The 17,016-nt window shown below is 29.0% G+C and carries 18 protein-coding genes; 3 read left to right on the forward strand and 15 right to left on the reverse strand.

Annotated elements, in window-relative coordinates:
* Positions 1-115: 115 nt before the first annotated feature.
* Entirely contained in the window at positions 116-1,801 is a 1,686-nt protein-coding gene (locus CD135_RS09720) for a DUF262 domain-containing protein (RefSeq protein ID WP_103269351.1), read from the forward strand.
* Positions 1,802-2,016: 215 nt separating this feature from the next.
* Here the strand turns inward: CD135_RS09720 and CD135_RS09725 are convergent, their stop codons facing one another.
* From CD135_RS09725 to CD135_RS09780, 15 genes are all read right to left on the reverse strand, one after another.
* Positions 2,017-2,769 carry a DUF6339 family protein gene (locus tag CD135_RS09725; protein ID WP_103269352.1) on the reverse strand — a complete coding sequence of 251 codons (753 nt, stop codon included), beginning with the start codon at positions 2,767-2,769 and terminating at the stop codon, positions 2,017-2,019.
* Positions 2,759-3,619, reverse strand: a complete 861-nt coding sequence (locus CD135_RS09730) for a hypothetical protein (RefSeq protein WP_103269353.1) — start codon at positions 3,617-3,619, stop codon at positions 2,759-2,761. The genes CD135_RS09725 and CD135_RS09730 overlap by 11 nt, the downstream gene beginning before the upstream one ends.
* Positions 3,616-5,517: a hypothetical protein gene (locus tag CD135_RS09735; RefSeq protein ID WP_103269354.1), complete on the reverse strand. Its 1,902-nt coding sequence runs from the start codon at positions 5,515-5,517 to the stop codon at positions 3,616-3,618. Before CD135_RS09735 ends, CD135_RS09730 begins: the two co-directional genes overlap by 4 nt.
* Before the next feature lie 317 nt (positions 5,518-5,834).
* Positions 5,835-6,188 (reverse strand): hypothetical protein, encoded by a 354-nt coding sequence (locus CD135_RS13225; RefSeq protein WP_245942483.1) that lies wholly within the window; start codon positions 6,186-6,188, stop codon positions 5,835-5,837.
* A gap of 65 nt (positions 6,189-6,253) precedes the next feature.
* Positions 6,254-7,315, reverse strand: a complete 1,062-nt coding sequence (locus CD135_RS09740; RefSeq protein WP_245942481.1) for a Mur ligase family protein — start codon at positions 7,313-7,315, stop codon at positions 6,254-6,256.
* Positions 7,316-7,411: 96 nt separating this feature from the next.
* Positions 7,412-8,668, reverse strand: coding sequence for a copper amine oxidase (locus CD135_RS09745; protein ID WP_103269355.1), 1,257 nt, complete (start codon positions 8,666-8,668; stop codon positions 7,412-7,414).
* 78 nt (positions 8,669-8,746) lie between these two features.
* Positions 8,747-9,514 carry an anti-sigma factor gene (locus CD135_RS09750; RefSeq protein WP_103269356.1) on the reverse strand — a complete coding sequence of 256 codons (768 nt, stop codon included), beginning with the start codon at positions 9,512-9,514 and terminating at the stop codon, positions 8,747-8,749.
* Position 9,515: 1 nt separating this feature from the next.
* Entirely contained in the window at positions 9,516-9,656 is a 141-nt protein-coding gene (locus CD135_RS13335; protein ID WP_420920319.1) for a sigma factor-like helix-turn-helix DNA-binding protein, read from the reverse strand.
* Positions 9,646-9,798 (reverse strand): sigma-70 RNA polymerase sigma factor region 4 domain-containing protein, encoded by a 153-nt coding sequence (locus CD135_RS13230; protein WP_245942474.1) that lies wholly within the window; start codon positions 9,796-9,798, stop codon positions 9,646-9,648. The genes CD135_RS13335 and CD135_RS13230 overlap by 11 nt, the downstream gene beginning before the upstream one ends.
* A gap of 9 nt (positions 9,799-9,807) precedes the next feature.
* Positions 9,808-10,068: an RNA polymerase sigma factor gene (locus tag CD135_RS13235; RefSeq protein ID WP_245942468.1), complete on the reverse strand. Its 261-nt coding sequence runs from the start codon at positions 10,066-10,068 to the stop codon at positions 9,808-9,810.
* Between the two features lie 54 nt (positions 10,069-10,122).
* Positions 10,123-10,728: a class F sortase gene (locus CD135_RS09760; protein WP_142382249.1), complete on the reverse strand. Its 606-nt coding sequence runs from the start codon at positions 10,726-10,728 to the stop codon at positions 10,123-10,125.
* A gap of 124 nt (positions 10,729-10,852) precedes the next feature.
* Positions 10,853-11,617 carry a formate/nitrite transporter family protein gene (locus CD135_RS09765; RefSeq protein WP_103269358.1) on the reverse strand — a complete coding sequence of 255 codons (765 nt, stop codon included), beginning with the start codon at positions 11,615-11,617 and terminating at the stop codon, positions 10,853-10,855.
* 238 nt (positions 11,618-11,855) lie between these two features.
* Positions 11,856-12,440 carry an MptD family putative ECF transporter S component gene (locus tag CD135_RS09770; protein WP_167543680.1) on the reverse strand — a complete coding sequence of 195 codons (585 nt, stop codon included), beginning with the start codon at positions 12,438-12,440 and terminating at the stop codon, positions 11,856-11,858.
* 26 nt (positions 12,441-12,466) lie between these two features.
* Positions 12,467-13,930 (reverse strand): ABC transporter ATP-binding protein, encoded by a 1,464-nt coding sequence (locus CD135_RS09775; protein ID WP_103269360.1) that lies wholly within the window; start codon positions 13,928-13,930, stop codon positions 12,467-12,469.
* A 10-nt stretch (positions 13,931-13,940) separates the two neighbouring features.
* The gene (locus tag CD135_RS09780) at positions 13,941-14,648 is read right to left on the reverse strand and encodes an energy-coupling factor transporter transmembrane component T (RefSeq protein WP_103269361.1); all 708 of its coding nucleotides are present in this window, start codon (positions 14,646-14,648) and stop codon (positions 13,941-13,943) included.
* A gap of 291 nt (positions 14,649-14,939) precedes the next feature.
* On the opposite strand from CD135_RS09780, the gene CD135_RS09785 reads away from it, so the two are divergent.
* Positions 14,940-15,674, forward strand: coding sequence for an NAD-dependent protein deacylase (locus CD135_RS09785; RefSeq protein WP_103269362.1), 735 nt, complete (start codon positions 14,940-14,942; stop codon positions 15,672-15,674).
* Between the two features lie 266 nt (positions 15,675-15,940).
* On the forward strand, positions 15,941-16,945 hold the full coding sequence (locus CD135_RS09790) for a M23 family metallopeptidase (protein ID WP_103269363.1): 1,005 nt from the start codon (positions 15,941-15,943) through the stop codon (positions 16,943-16,945).
* The last annotated feature ends 71 nt before the right edge of the window (positions 16,946-17,016 follow it).

The following is a 17,016-nucleotide window of genomic DNA, read 5'->3' on the forward strand; positions in this document are numbered from 1 at the left end:
AATTTAGAGAGTCATTTTACTTATAATACTATTTGTATTTTATTTTTGATATAATCAACTATATAATCGATTTTACATTAATATATAAATATTATAATTTCAAAGGAGAATTTACATGGAGTCATTGTTAAAAGCAGATGATAAAAAATTAAATGAATATTTATTACTATCGAATGGCACATTTAACATTCCTTATACTCAACGCCCTTATGAATGGAGTAATTCACAAGTGGAACGACTTTTCAATGATGTTATTGCTGTTCATGAAGAGAAAAAAGAACAGCATATTTTAAATTTCATTACAATTTATTTAGAAAATGATCATCAAAATATTTTTGATGGCCAACAAAGAACTGTTACTTTATTATTAATAATTTGTGCTATTATTAACAAAATTAATGAGCTAGGTGATACTAGAAAGGCAAGCAAATTAAGAGAAGAATTTATAAAAAAAGAAGACTGGAGATCTAATGCAGCTAATAACACCAAAATTATTTTTGGGAAAGACGAAACAAATCACTTTTTCCAAAAATATATCATAGAAAATAATAGTGATTTCGATCGATCTATAACAGACCATGAAAAAAATTTACAGAAAAATTACGATTATATAAAGAAGCTCATTGATATTTATAGTAATAATAATAATTTAAATGTTCAAGACTTACTTAATATTATAGAAAATATGACAGAAAAAATGTATGTAATAATTTTAGAAACTCCAAATGAAGATATCGCTAATCAAATGTTTGAAACATTAAATAATACTGGTAAAAAACTTGTAGATTTTTATGTTCTAAAAAATAAATGTGTAAAAATAACTTCTGAAAAAGAAACCGCAAAATATTGGAATGAAATAGAAGCTAATACAGACTTATTAAACAAAAATCAATTTCTGACTCAATTTGTTTCTGTATATAACGGGAAAACTTCAAGTCAAAAAGCTTACGAAACATTAGAAAATAATGGTTGGTTAGAAACTTCAACTGATGTAGAAAAAGTTCTCACTGATATGCTAAAAGTTTCAAAATACTTTTTTGAACTCCATGAACCTGAACAACGAAAGAATAACAATGATACAAAATCTGATTTAAATAAATATATTGAATTGGTTGAGGGACTCAAAACTTTAAATGCTATACAATACAGGCCTATTATTCTAGCAATGAATTTGAAAGACTACAAGTTAAAAGAAATAAATGATGTATTACAGATATGCTTAAATATACAAGTAAGAAATATTTTTATAGCTCAACAAAAGGCTAATATACTTGAAAATTTTTATCCAGATTTAGCAAAAAGAATATATTCTAATCCACAAAATATATCTCATACAATAATTCAAGAACTACAATCTAAAATTATTTCAGACCAAGAAACTATAACAGCTGCAATTAATAGAAGTATTACTAGTAATGAATTTAAAAAAATACGTTATATTTTGAAAACAATTTATGATTTCGATACAAAAAAAGAAATAACAATAAATGGGGATTCTATGCATGTAAACTTAGAGCATATATTACCCCAAAATCCTAAACAGAATAGTTTATGGACAAAGGACTTTAAATCTACTGATATTCACAAATATAAAAACCAAATAGGTAATTTAACCTTAATTTTAGGAAAGAAAAATACCTCTTTAGGAAATAAAGAATTTGTAGATAAAAAAACTAAGCTTAAAGAAAGCAATATTATAGAAAATATCAATATTGCTAAAAATAAAAGTTGGACAAAAAAAGAAATAAATGCACGTTCTCAAGATCTCGCTAAAAAAATTACTCACGTATGGCCAAAATAGTATTATAATACTATTTTTAAGTTCTTAAAATAACAAAATATAAAATTATTAATGTTTTAAAACAAATAGTATACGTATAATTAAACGTATACCTATTTGTTTTTCTATCTTTAAATCAGATGTCTATTTTATTTTTATTAAAAGTTAAACTTATCTTATTTATAGTTAATTTGCATACTACGCTAAAAATTCTAAACTATAAGAATAGTTATCAATTAATTTTTAATCATTACATTAGTTTCTTCATATAATTCTAATGCACTATATATTTCTGTTTTTAATTCCTCTTTATCTAAGAATGGGGACATAATGATAGGATAATTTTTATTTAATTCAAAAATCACTCTTCTACCATAACGTTCATCATTTCCTAAATCTGAACGATGCTTTATTTTTTCTTTCATTTTACTCGAAAGATTTTCTTCATCTATTATATTAAATAATTTAATAATAAATTCTGAATTTCTAAAAATAGGATATTTAATAATATAGTTAAACAAATCTAAATTTTCATATATTAATCTCATATATTTTTCTTCTTCTTCAACAGAATCTAGTTTTGCATTAGATATATATTCTGCTGACAACATACACTTATATATGTAATTTTCCCAATCAAACTTTTTCATCACTATATTATTAAAGTTTTTAATCGATTCTTTTACTTGTGGGTATTTATCTAGAATATAATCTCTTTTTTCAACCAATAAGAATGAATGCCAAAACCTTGAGTCTAAATGGATATCTCTATCTGTACTCACCATATGTTCTTTTAATATTTTTACAGCATCTACAAACTCATTAGTACCTTTATTAGCTAAATAAATTGGAAAATCAGGTATCTCATCTATAATCACCACAAAATCACTTGAGAAATAATCTTTATCATAACTTAATGTTCCATCCAAGAAATCTTGATAAATCTCTTCATTTTTCTTGTAACCACTATTTAACAATCTAATCTCCATAGTCCATTACCCTTTCTATTGAATTCACATATTTTTCAATAATTTTATCTGATATTCTAGCAATAACATCATCTATATTGTCATAATACAATTCTTTTACACCCTTATTATTCATTAAATCTAATAATTTTTGATCTAGTCCATTATCTACATGTCCATTTAGTGAATCAATATCGATATATTCTTCATCATCTTTATTGTTATTTATTATGAATTTATGTAACGCTCGACTCAATCCATTATATAAAAACATATTTTGTATGTTGTTTTTACTATCATTACCTCCAATCAAATATTTTGTAGAGTTAAACCTTAAAACAATAGTATTTTCACTTAATTCTATTTGAAAAGCATTTTTTTGGTCTTCATCAATTGATTTTTCAAATAATAACAACGGTTTATGTTTAGTACCTTGGTATTTCACAACATTAGAATAACCTAATAAAACATGTTTTTTTAATTTTAACCGACTTTTAAATTCTCTATAAAAAGATGTTAAATCTTCACAATTTTCCATATTTATTTCTGTTGTGGATTGAATGTGTAATTGAATACTTGTTCTATTCGATAAAGACATTCTACTCTTGGGTACAATCACTTCTCTTTGATCTTTTTTTAATCTAATAAAATAATTATCTTGTGATGAAATTATAAATACTAAAACTGCTTTATCATTCATTACTAATTCTTTAATAAACTCGCTACTCAATTTATAATGAATATTAAATATATAATTAGCATTGTTTTCTATTAAATCAGTAATATCAAATTCAAAAATACTGTTTTGATAGCCATTCTTATTGTTAGTTAATACTGGATATGGAAACGCTACATCTTTGTTATATATCATTTTTTCACTTCCAATACATACATAAATTTCAGTTTATTTGATCTGTCTTCATTTTTTAATAATTTGAGCTTAATGATGCCGTCTTTAACTTTAACATCTTCAATTTTATTCTTATAAATTGGAACAGATGTATATAATTGTTGGTCTAACACTGTTTTATAGTTTTCTTGTACATTGAAATCTTCAGCAACAGTTTCGCCATTACCATCAATTACTTTAATAATTACATTACATTTATCTATATTTTCGTCTAAGCCAGCCTCTATTATATTAATATTAACAAATTCTTCCTCATTTATTGACATTCTTTCTACTGCATTTAAAGGTGTAATATATTCATCAGTATGTGATTCAGGATCATTTTTAATTTTTCTTGGTTTCCTTATTCTCACCTTGTCTTTATCACTACCTCCCCCAGAATTTTCTCCAGGTTCACGCTTTTCTTTATACTTAGCTTTAAATAAAGTCTTTCCTTCACCAACTATTACTTTTTCAGTACTACTCTCAATATCTTTTTTGAAAGAAGACTCTGTTTCATAAAATAAATCCTCCGTATTAATAAATCCATCGGTTGGATTATTTTCTTCCATTATCTTATCTATTTCTTTTTTAAGTTCTTTTTGCAAATTACTAATGAATTTCTTTGCATTTTTCTTTTCATTATGATCTCGTATATCATTCTCTGATATATCAGTATGTGATTCATTTTCTAATGTTTTTAAATAACTATCTTCTTTCGAGCCTCCAACTAATACAGCATTAAATGGTTTTCGAACTCTACTTAAAACCTTCAAATCAACTATTTTCATACCGATAGTTCTCAATAACGCCACTCTACCAACAGATATATTTTCATCATAATTAAAATATAATTTAAAGTTAAATTCTTCTATATTATTTTTTACAACTAAATCTTTCGGCTCTTTATTTATAAAAGTATGTATATATAAGGGTGTAAATATTTTCTTCATTTCTTCTATTTTAGTTTCATAATAATCACTATCTTTTACTATGTCTTTTATTGTCTCGCTATTAATTATAATTTCTTTATCTTCTTCATCTATGACATTTACAACTATATTTTCATTTAATAATGCAAGAAAGAAATTATCACAAATTGCTCTAACAATTGCGTTTACGTCATAAAATTCTTCTCTAATATAAGGTATTATTATTTTCAGTCCTCGCGTTTTCTTACGGAAAATAGAATGACTATAATAGTTTTCGAATGGTACTAATTTATAATTCTCAGTTTCTTTCACATCAGAAAAGTACCCCGTAGATCTATATCCTACGTTTTCTAATTCATGCTCAATTAAATGTACTGTCCCTCCTAAATGTTGATTCTGTTCCGCGTCACAATTTGCAAAATACATTAGATTAATATCTGAAGCTGCATTGTTTGCAATTTTACCTATTCCATGTGAACCACCACGACTAATTTCCATAGAGTCATTTTCATCTATAGAATGCACTCCTTTTTTATAAGCATAGATACCAAATGTATCTTTAATTGAACCGGATTGCCCGTTTTTAGCACCAGTTAAACCTTTTGTATTTTCATCCTCAATCGTTAAAACAGGCACTTTATCCATATTAATTTTTCCTTTCATATATGACACAGTTTCTTTGGTGTAATTACTATATCCTTTTAAAGAATTAATATGTTTAAATACTTCATCAATACCAGGTAACTCTGATTTAGGGACTTTACTTAATTTAATTGTAACGTTTACAGGTTTATCAAAATCTCCATCTAATCTCGCATCTAACGAGTTTTGTAAATTCTCCTTAATTGTTCCTTCAATACCATTTCCGTAAAACTTTTCTAAAGATTTATCAAATGTAACTTCTTCTATTTGATTTATTTGTGTGAATTGAAATTTTTTCCTCTCCATTTTATCCCCCAGTTCATTTATTAATATTATATAAACAATTTCAATATAAATTTAAGCGTTTACAAAATATATAAGCGAATACTAAAATAGCGAATACTAAAATAAAACTTAAAATAAGGTTTATGATAAATTGGCTAGTATATTTTTTCTAATACTTTTTCCTTTCGTTTTTTCATTTTATACTATTATATTAATTTATTTTGTTACATATTTCTAGTTTAATTTCAAAAATATATTTTTTTTATAAAATAAAAACGGAAAACTAATAAAATTAATTCCCCGTTTTTAGTTGGATTTATTCTTATAAAGCTATTATTTTATAAAATATCCTCGTGATTAATACATTTTGTTATATATGTTTTATCGTCATGTCCAATGAGTTTTCCTCGGTAGTGTTGTGGCTCATTAATGCCTGTTAGTAGTATAATGTTTTCTTTTTTATTAACTTTATTTATTATTTTCTCTATTGCTTCTTTTCGAGATTTGCCTATAATGAGATTATTTAAATCGTATGTTTTGGGTAAATTTTTAATCATTGTATCGATAATTAAATTTTCATTTTCATATCCAACTTGCTCAGAAGCTAATACTACTTGATCGATATACTTTGGAATGAGTTTCATAGTGGATTCTATTTTATCGTAGCCACTTAATCCGACTCCTGTAATCATAACTGTAAGTTGTTTATCTATATTTGAAGCGTATCTTAAGGCGTCTTCAATGGATTCTTTAATTGCTAATGGTGTATGCGTGTATGCGCGAAATCTAATATGAATTGATAGTCGTTTATTTCAAACGTTCCAAATCGATGTGCTGGGGGTTTCATCGTTTCAACTGCTTTTAATATATCTATAATATTATAGTTTAATTTGTGTAACGCAAATATGCTAGTCGCTAGATTAATATAGTTATGTGTTCCATTGAATAGGACATCTAATTTATAAACTTCTTTACCAATTGATATATATAGTTTATTATTTTTCAATTCATATTTATAATAGGTATCGTTATTATTAGAAAAATGATATTTGTCATTACATATTTTTAAATATTCTTTAGTATCATAATTCACCATGCTTCTCTTACTTAATTGATCTAGCTTTAGTTTTGATTCTAAATAGTTCTCTATTGTGTGATGATATTCTAGATGTTCAGAACTAAAGTTTGTAAATACAGCTATTTCATTTTGAATAAAATCTACTCTTCTTTGATCTAGAGCGATAGATGTTGCTTCATATACAATATAATCATAATCTCGTTCAGCGAAATACTTTATGATTTCGGCAAATTCAAAGTGCATAGGTGTTGTAGGAGTTGAATGTAAAAATTCTATTTTATTATAGTCATCATCGTAAACGCCTAACGTACCAATGGTAGCTACTTTTACATCCATTTTTGATAATAGCTTACATATCATATGGCTTGTAGTGGTCTTTCCATTAGTACCCGTAACTGCTATAAACTTTAATTGTTCTATATATTTGTCGTAGAATAAGTGGACAAGTTTAATTGCGACTGATTCATAATTATCTATATACACAACATAGACATTCCCTTTAATATCATCCAAACTATTTAATGGCATATTCGTGATGATTAACACTGGGTTTTTCTTAACCGCTTCTATTGCATATTTTTTTGAATGCTTTGATGATTTCAAAATAAAAATTGATGAGTCTTGAATATCTTGATACATAGATGTTACATCTGAACAATCTTTATTAAAATTAACTTTGTAACTATGATCATCAAATATGATATCTCTTTTTATTTTTGATAATACATTTGTAATTTCCATATTTTTCTCCCTTTAATGAATGATTCAGTCTTATCCATGTAAAAGAAAACTATATCCCCATGGGAAATAGTTTCCTCTTAAATCATTAATTGCTAATTATTTTTGTGCACCTGTATCTGGCATTTCTTTTGGCATATCCATTTCAAAATCTGATTTGTTCTGCATTACAATTGCGTTACTTAAGCCTTTAGCTGGCATAAACATATGAGCGTATGCTTCTCTTACTTTCATAGTAGATGTTTTATAATCGCCTTTTGTATATGCATCAAAAGAAGCTAGTAATTGATCTACGTGCATACCTAAACCGTCAGCTAATTCATTACTTTTCAGTTGATTATCTGTAGCTTTAGATAAGAATGCTCCAAACTCTTTACTGTAATTATCTAAATTGCTTTTCGCTTCTTGTTTAGCATCTTTATCGTTATTTTTAGAAGCTTCTACATAATCTACAAAGTAACCAATGTGTTCAGACCACATTTTTTCAAATTCCATTCCTGCGTCTTTACCATATGCGTCTTCTATTGCTTTTGATAAGTCTTTCGTATTCATTTCTAGCGCTTTTACAAAGGCTTTATAATTTTCAGAACCATCATATCCATTTTGCATTGCATCAGCTGCTAGTGCTGCATGCTCACTCATGAGATAATTTAAATCTGATCTTAAGTCTGCTGCTTTAGTAGTTGCACTTGTATGATGATAGTCTTCTGGGAACTGTTTAGTAATTGCGTCCGATAAGCCTTTACTCACCATATACATATGATGAATGGATTCTCTTTCATATTTATAAGCTTTGTCGTAGTCTCCATTTACCGATGCGTCAAATGCACTAACTAATTGGTTAACATGCATTTGTAAACCGTCTGATAATCCTTTAGCTTCTAATTTTTCATCAGTGGCTGTAGCCATAAATTGTGAGAACGTATCTCTATAATTATCTAAGTTATTCAACGCTTCTTGTCGTCCTTTTTCATCATTGTTGTTTGTAGCATTCACGTAATCTACAAAGTAACCAATATGTTCAGACCACATTTTTTCAAATTCCATTCCTGCGTCTTTACCGTATACATCCCCAATAGCTTTAGATAACTCTTTCGTATTCATATTTAGTGATTTTACTGATTCATCAAAGTCTTTAGAGCCTTCTGCACCTTTTCTCATTGTATCCGCTGCTAAATACGCGTGTTCACTTAGTAACATGTCTAAATTACTTCTTAACTCAACCGCTTTGCTATCTGTTTTTGTAACCGATTCATGCGATGCGTCGTGTGCTTGTGCTACTTGTGACATACCTCCGCCCGTCCCTAACAATGAAACCGATAATGACATAGCTAATACTTTCTGTGAAATATTCATCAAATCACTCCTTTATTTTTTTGTTCATAAGGTATACGTAACAAATAAAAAAAGAGATCACATTATTTAATGTAATCTCTAAAAAATTTTAAACTTTTTCACTCGCCATAATAATATCCCTTCAGGAGCTTGGTTATTAGGTGATGGTTCGAGTGTAATCGCTATTTTATCTTGTTTGTCTAATTCAATATCGCTTAGGTCAAAGACAACCATTCCGGAATCTTTGCTAGAAACAAATGTACCTGCACGGTATGGCTTTTCTCCTTTGAGTATCCACACTTGGTATGCTTGATTACCTTTTGTTTCTTGTAAACCGTTTGCTTGTACAACTAATTGCTTCTCATTATTACTCTTTGCTACAAAAGCTTCTCCTTGAACTTTATCTTGTTCGGTAGATTTTAATTTTATAACTTGTGCATCATCTTTATTGATTAATTTATTATCTTTCGGTTTCTTTTCTTTGTCTTGTGTATTAAATTGATAAACATTTCCTATCAAAGATATAAATAAAAGTGCAGCCATACTTACAAATGCTATATTTCTAATTATATTATTTTTTCGTTTTATAGGTTTTTGTTTCTTTTCAATAAACGATCTACTTTTTTCTTGGTGTGACGATTCTTCTTCTTTATTGTCTTCATTTAATATATTATTCATTATTCTGCTCTTCATCTCTTTAGGAGGAGTTACACGTTCAACATGATAAGGAAGAGACTCATTTAATATATTTAAATCGTTTAGTTCATCTTGACATGCTTTACACGTTTTTAGATGTTCTTCGAATTCTTGCTTTTCTTCTTCAGCTAGTCGGCCATTAAAATATTCATATATTTTTTCACATTCCATATTAATTCATCTCTCCCTTCTTATTATTTTTGAATTTATGTTTTAAATGTTGAATGGATAACCTCAGTCTACTTTTGACTGTTCCTAGAGGTATTTCAAGTGTTTTCGATATTTCTTTGTGATTACAACCTTTAAAATAAATATAGAATTATTTGTTGTTTTTCATCTAATTCATCTATACATTCTTTAATTTGTTCAGATTGTTCTTTCGTTATTAATTCGGATTCTGGTACATTATCAGCTTTTAAATTATCTCTTTCTTCATCATATTCATATGCTGACATTTTGGTTCTTCAAATATAATCAATTGCTAGATTTCTTGAAATTGTAATAAGCCATGTTGACATTTTCCCCTTGCTACTATCAAATCTTGCTTTTTGATTCCAAATTTTCATAAATACATCTTGAAGCACTTCTTCACTTGATTGCTTATCTTGTGTTATTTTATAAATAAAATTATACAATAAAGACTCATAGCGATCGTATAATATTTCTAAACTATTCGCGTCTTTATCTATAATTTTACCGTACACTTCTACATCCGACTCTTCCATTGTCACACCCCTGACACTCACCATTATATGAGAGTGAACGTCATATGCAAAATCTCAACCACTTTTTAATTCTGTATACACAACTAATCTATTCGGTGTACTTCCTAATTCGGGGTTATGTTCTCCTTCACAAGTGATTAAATTTAAATGTCTATTACTAAAATATCCAAATATTTTTTCTACTGGTGATTTTTTTAATTCATATAATTCTTTATCATATACTTTAAAAATTAACTTCTTATGATTTTTATCTTCTACCTCAATCTCATCGCCTTTTTTCAATTTATGCAGATCCGTAAAGACACCTGGATTTTGCCTATCATTTACATGACCAGCAATAACCGCATTTCCATTATCTCCAACCTTATAACCTTCTTTAAACCACGCAGGTGTATTGATATCTTTAGGTACTTCCATCTCGCCATCAGAATTAACACCAGTATGTTCTAATTTGTTAGAAATATTTAACCTCGGAATACTAATCTTCACAGGCACACTCTCACTGTCATAACTTTCGAACTTTTTAGGTTTTACCTTAGTAGATTTCTCACTCTTTAAATTGCTATCTTTGTTTTTATTTACATCGCTATCTGTGTCATTAACATTCATACATCCACTTGTAAATATCGCTAAAATAAGTATTATTATTATTTTCTTCAAATCACTCACACCCTTTATAGGGTATACGCATTAATTCTTTTAAGGGATCACATAAACACTAAGTGATTGCGACTTTTTTGTGACAAGTTTTCTCAAAACATTCATATATAATACTTCATGATAATTAAAATTTATAGTCACTATTAATATTTAAATAAGCATAAAATAGTCCTATAATCACTGGAATCTTACTTAACTCTTCGCTTTGATATAATAGTCCTCCTGTAAATAATACAGTGTTATAAACTACATGCTCATATGACATAAAAGCAAAGAGTGACACACCAAACATAAGCACAAACATTTTAGCTAAAATATCTTTTATTTGCATTGCGATAACCAATGAAATATTAATAAAGAAATTTGCAAAAATACCTTTAACTAATATAGCTGTAAAGCCTGCAGTTAATGTTTTATGAGCAATAATATTATCTAGTTGAATTAGCATTTCTGGAGTCATTACATCCGATAAATAAAACAATACAAAAAATATAAAACCACCTAAAAAGTTTCCTAAAAAGCAAAGAGTAAATATTTTCATAACTCGAATAGGGTTTGTAATGCGATAGTATAAACCAACAGTAAAATACATAAAATTACTGGTAAGAAGCTCAGAGTTAGTAAACAGTATAAGAACTAAAGCAAAACTAAAACAAATGGACGCAATTAAATTAATTAGACCACCAGCAATTTGTCCATCTAATGATGCTCTTATCATTAAAACAAATACGGTAATCAACCCTAAAATAAACCCCGACATAGTAGCTCTTAGTATATATCTTTTTCTATAAAAACTTTGCAAAATATCTTTTGTTTTTATTGTATCCACAACATCGTCTATAAACTGATTCCCATAAAATACTTTATTATTGCTATTAATATCATTCAACTTTATAACCTCACTTCTTAATATACAAACTAGATTATGATTTAATAACAACTAATTGTGAAGTATTTCACAATATGTTTTTTAAATAAAATAACTTATTAAATGGCGTAATACTAGGTTATGCAATCAAATAAAAAAATAAATTCTCCTAATCCATTAATTAGAAATTATTACGGATTAGGAGAATTATTTTGAGCGGGGAATTATATGTTCCAATTTCTTTTCTATATATTCACACTTACAATACGCCTGAACGTTGAAAATGCTTTTTCAATATTTGTTTTGCGATAAAGCCTCCTGCTATTGCACCAAGGATACATAAGATGAAAATTACTGGAAGAACTTGATATGTAAATACTGAATCAAATGCTTTGGCATAATCTTCACCATGGTTTTGTTTCATGTTGCTAAAATATTTATCTCTCATAATATAAAATGGTAATAACCCTCCTGTTGTCCAAATTGAAAAGACAACATATCCTGTTATTATCCAAAACCATTGTTTATATTTACCGACATTCATAATTAAGTCACCAATAATTATAAGCGGAATAGCGATGACCATTGATGGCCATGGGTGCCCCATGATAGCCATAATCACGTTCACGATAATACCGCAAAGTGATAACACACCGAATTTTTGTGTTTTAGCAACTAATAATAAAACGGGTACCGCTCCAAAAAAAGCGATAAGTACTGGTAAAGCTATCATCATAACAGGTACCGCTCCTGTCATACCTACTATAAATACTATAACGAAATATAATGCTGTAAATAAACCAATGTTAATTAAATCTTGTACGCCAATTTTTTTAGTTTCCAAAATTGTACCTCCTATTTTTACCTTATTTATGTAAACTCAAAAAATTGTTTCAATCTCGGAAGTGTCTCTTCAGTTAATGTATATTGCTCTGCTACTTGGCCATTATCAATCCTTAAAATGTCATCTGCACTTTCAAGAATCAACTCATAATCATGCGTAATTAATAAGACTGTTCTTCCTTTATTGGTTAGCTCTTTCAATGTTTGTGCTACATCTTGCATATGCTTTCCGTCTAAACCACTAGTTGGTTCATCAAATATAAGTATTTCTCGCTCAGTTACTACTCCGCTAGCAATAGCTAATCTTTGTTTTTCGCCACCTGATAATGCTAGTGGATGTCGTTCTCGATCTTTGGCAATATCAAAGGTTGTGAGTTGTGTTTTGATTTCTGCATCACTTAGCGTCTTATTACTAATAAGCAATTCATTTTCAACACTTTCAGCAAACAGCTGACAATTCACATCTTGAAATACCATGTAAACTTTTTCTATACGTCCTTTATTTTTATATGTTTTATCATGATGTTTAATTTCACCTTTAAATTTACGCTCAATACCTGATAAACATCTTGCTAATGTAGACTTGCCAGCACCATTACGACCGATAATAGCTGTGATTTGTCCTTCTTTTAAATCTAGACAATCTATATCTAAAGATAATGGTGCTTTACGATGATAGCGAAACTGAAAATGGCGTAATGAAATATAACTTTGATTGTGATCTGTTAATGAACGATGTTGTTGCGTTAATTCATTTAAATGTGTCGCACGTAATCCTAGTTGTTGTATTTGTTCATTACGCATTGCCGAAAATTCATCACATGAATAGATGTTCTCTATTGTTCCGTTATTAAGTACAACAAAACGGTCAACAATACCCAATAAATAATACAATCGGTGTTCTGCGATGACGACTGTCTTTCCAGCAACCTTCCACTTATCAATCATTTTTCTTAATTTAGAAACCGTTATAAAATCCAAGTTAGATGAAGGCTCATCTAACACTATGAGATCATGCTGACATACAGTCACGCCTATACAAGCAATCAGCTGTTTCTCCCCACCAGAGAGGTTGAAAATATCACGGTCTAATAGCCTTTGAAGGTGAAACGATTCCGTAACATCTTGAATACGTTGTTTAATTTTTGAAGAGGGCATCTCATAATTTTCAGCTTCAAACGCAAGTTCACTTGTCGTGTTTAAACAGAAAAATTGTGACCTTGGGTTTTGAAAGACTGAACCACTATGACGAGCAATATCGTAAATGGTTTCTTCTTGAATATTGTCGCCATTAATAAGTGCTTCACCATCTATCTCACCCTTAAAGAAATGAGGTATTAAACCATTAAATAAACGTGTGACCGTAGTCTTACCGCAACCTGAAGGGCCTGTTAAACAGACAACTTCACCTTTTTTAATGTTTAAATTAATATCCCGGATACCTTGATCACCATTTTCATAAGTAAATGAAATGTTTTTTAATTGGATCATATGTATAACCTCACAATAGATAATAAAAAATTGTTAAAACGACTGCTAAAACTAGTATAGATACGTCATACCATTTGAGCCTTAACTGTATAATTGCCGTTTTCGGACGTGTAATATTTAACCCTCTGGTCACCGAAGCAATCGTAAGCTCATCAGCAATTTTAATCACACTGTTTAATACAGGAACTATTCTATACTCTATGTATGTGATCGGCCTATCGAGTGTGTTGCGCAAAGATATGTTACGCATTCTCATCGCATCATCAATATATGAAGACTCTTCTTTAATAGTAGGCAAAAAGCGAAACATGACAGCAATAGGGATTGTTATTTTGCGTGAACATTTAAGCCTCTCAAGACCTTCGATTAATTCTTCTACTTGCGTCGTGTTTAAAAAATAATACCCCATCACAACAGTTGGCATAAAACGTGTAACAATACCTGCTGGAACAAAAATTAATATATCGTATAACTGACTTTCTCCTCTTATAAGAAAAGCTTCGGCATACCACCCTAAAAATATAATTAAGCAAAACACAGTACCTTTAACAATTTCTTTATTAGCTACAACTAACAAACTAGGAATAAGCAAGATAACTAATCTCGCATAGATACTGTTTCCCGTAATGTTTCCTGTAATCGCAATAAAAGATATAATAATCATTAAAAAAAGTTTGGTACGAGGGTCTACTGTAAAGAAAACTCGTTTTTTGTTCATTTATATCATCACCGCACGTATAAAATATATTGCAATAAGTAGTTAACCCACCCATAAAATCATCCATAATCTAAGACAAAATAAAAAAATAATTTACATCTTAATAAATCGTAATCATTACGTTTTATATTATCACGATAATTACTAGTAATGTCAAGGTCATTAGTAAATTAATGGTTATCTCCACTTATTTGCTTAAATGAGTATTAGAATTTAAAATTGAATTAAGTATAAGAAATGAATTCAAAAAATTTCTGTTTGAATTCAAATTTTTAATGGAGTGATATAAGTATGAATCGTAATATTGAACAATTAAAAGACATCATTGATGCTTCTAACAAAATTACATTTTTTACAGGCGCGGGTATATCTGTAGCAAGTGGTATTCCTGACTTTCGTTCTATAGGCGGTTTATACGACGAAATTTCAGAAAAAGGTTACTCACCTGAATATTTATTAAGTGATGATTATTTAAAAAATAATCCAGAGGGTTTTATTAATTTTTGCCATCAGTACTTACTATTTGCTGATAAAAAACCTAATATCGTTCATGATTGGATAGCACAACTTGAAGAAGATGGTCGTTCATTAGGTGTGATAACTCAAAATATTGATGGTCTTCATTCGGATGCTGGTAGTGTAAATACAGACGAACTACACGGTACTTTAAACCTGTTTTATTGTACGCAATGCGACCAACAATATTCGAAAGCTCATGTTATAGATAATGATTTACGACATTGTGAAAATTGTGGCAGCCCAATTAGACCTGACATTGTTCTTTATGGGGAAATGTTAGACCAAGGCACTATATTTAATGCACTTCATAAAATAAAAGAAGCAGACACGTTAGTCGTCTTAGGTTCTTCACTCGTCGTTCAACCAGCAGCAGGACTTATTTCGAATTTTGAAGGACAAAACCTTATCATTATTAATAAAGAGGCTACCCCTTATGATAGCGACGCCAATTTAGTTATTAATGAAGACATGGTATCAGTCATTAAAAAACTTAAAAATATAGAGTAAATCATATAGTATGATTTATAATTAATATTTCAATACAAAAATTCCTTATCAATAATTGATAAGGAATTTTTTCGTGTATTAGTTCTATAATCTACTATTCATCAGTTCTATATATTAATTTTGAATATTATAAAAAAAGTAATCATATTATATAATTATTACACTTTATTAACTCGAAGGAACAAAGCAATTACAAGTGTTTATTTCACTCTATACCCATGATAAATTTGTATCAGTTATTTTAAGAAAGGGAAGGTTTAAACATAATGAAGAAATTATTAACAAGCTCTATAGCAACTATAGGGATACTAACAATGGGAATATCACAATATGAAGCAGATGCAGCAGAGCAAGATACCGCATCTAATCAAGCTACATCAGGTTATGAAAATGGAGCTTACTATACAATAGATTCTAACGGGAATTTTCATCACACTTTAGATGGAAATTGGAATCAATCAATGTTCGACAATAAAGAATATCAATCTTATGAAATAGATGAAAATGGTGCTTACCATTATTACTACTTTACTAAAGGCGGACAAAACTACGCACCTAGCCAATCACATAACTCGATTGAAAATAATGGTTACAATGTTGAACAATCAAACGTGAATAATGAAGCGTCAAATAATAATGAAACTTCAAACAATATTACAACTTACCAAGACACAAATGTTAATGAAAATACGAATGCAGAATATAAAGCACCTTCAAATGAAACTGTTTCTTCACTGGAAGATACTCAGTCAAATGCAGCTCAGTCAGAAGACACTAATCAAAATTCTGATCAAGCACAAGTAAATAACAATGAGAATTCAGAGAGTGCAGAAAATGTAACTGAGAGTTCTCAAAAATCTGAAGGCACTGATCAAGCTTCATCAAATTGGTTATCTAAAAATGCTAAACTTCAAGAGTATGGCCAATATCATGGTGGCGGTGCACATTACGGCATAGACTATGACATGGAAGAAAATACACCAGTATACTCACTTGCTGATGGAACAGTTATTCAAAGTGGATGGAGTAACTATGGTGGCGGAAACCAAGTTACAATCCAAGAAAAAGATAGCGATTATTATCAATGGTATATGCATATGAATAAATTAAATGTTGAAAAAGGCGACGAAGTAAAAGCTGGTCAACAAATTGGTGAATCAGGTAGCACTGGTAACTCAACAGCACCTCATTTACACTTCCAACGTATGAAGGGTGGCGTAGGTAACGAATACGCAGTTAACCCAGAATCATATGTTAATGGCAACCAATAAAATATAAATATGAAACTACAAATAAAACTCTTTCAAAGTTATCTACCTTGAAAGAGTTTTTATTTATATTA

This window comes from Mammaliicoccus lentus, assembly GCF_002902755.1.
Lineage (GTDB): Bacteria > Bacillota > Bacilli > Staphylococcales > Staphylococcaceae > Mammaliicoccus > Mammaliicoccus lentus.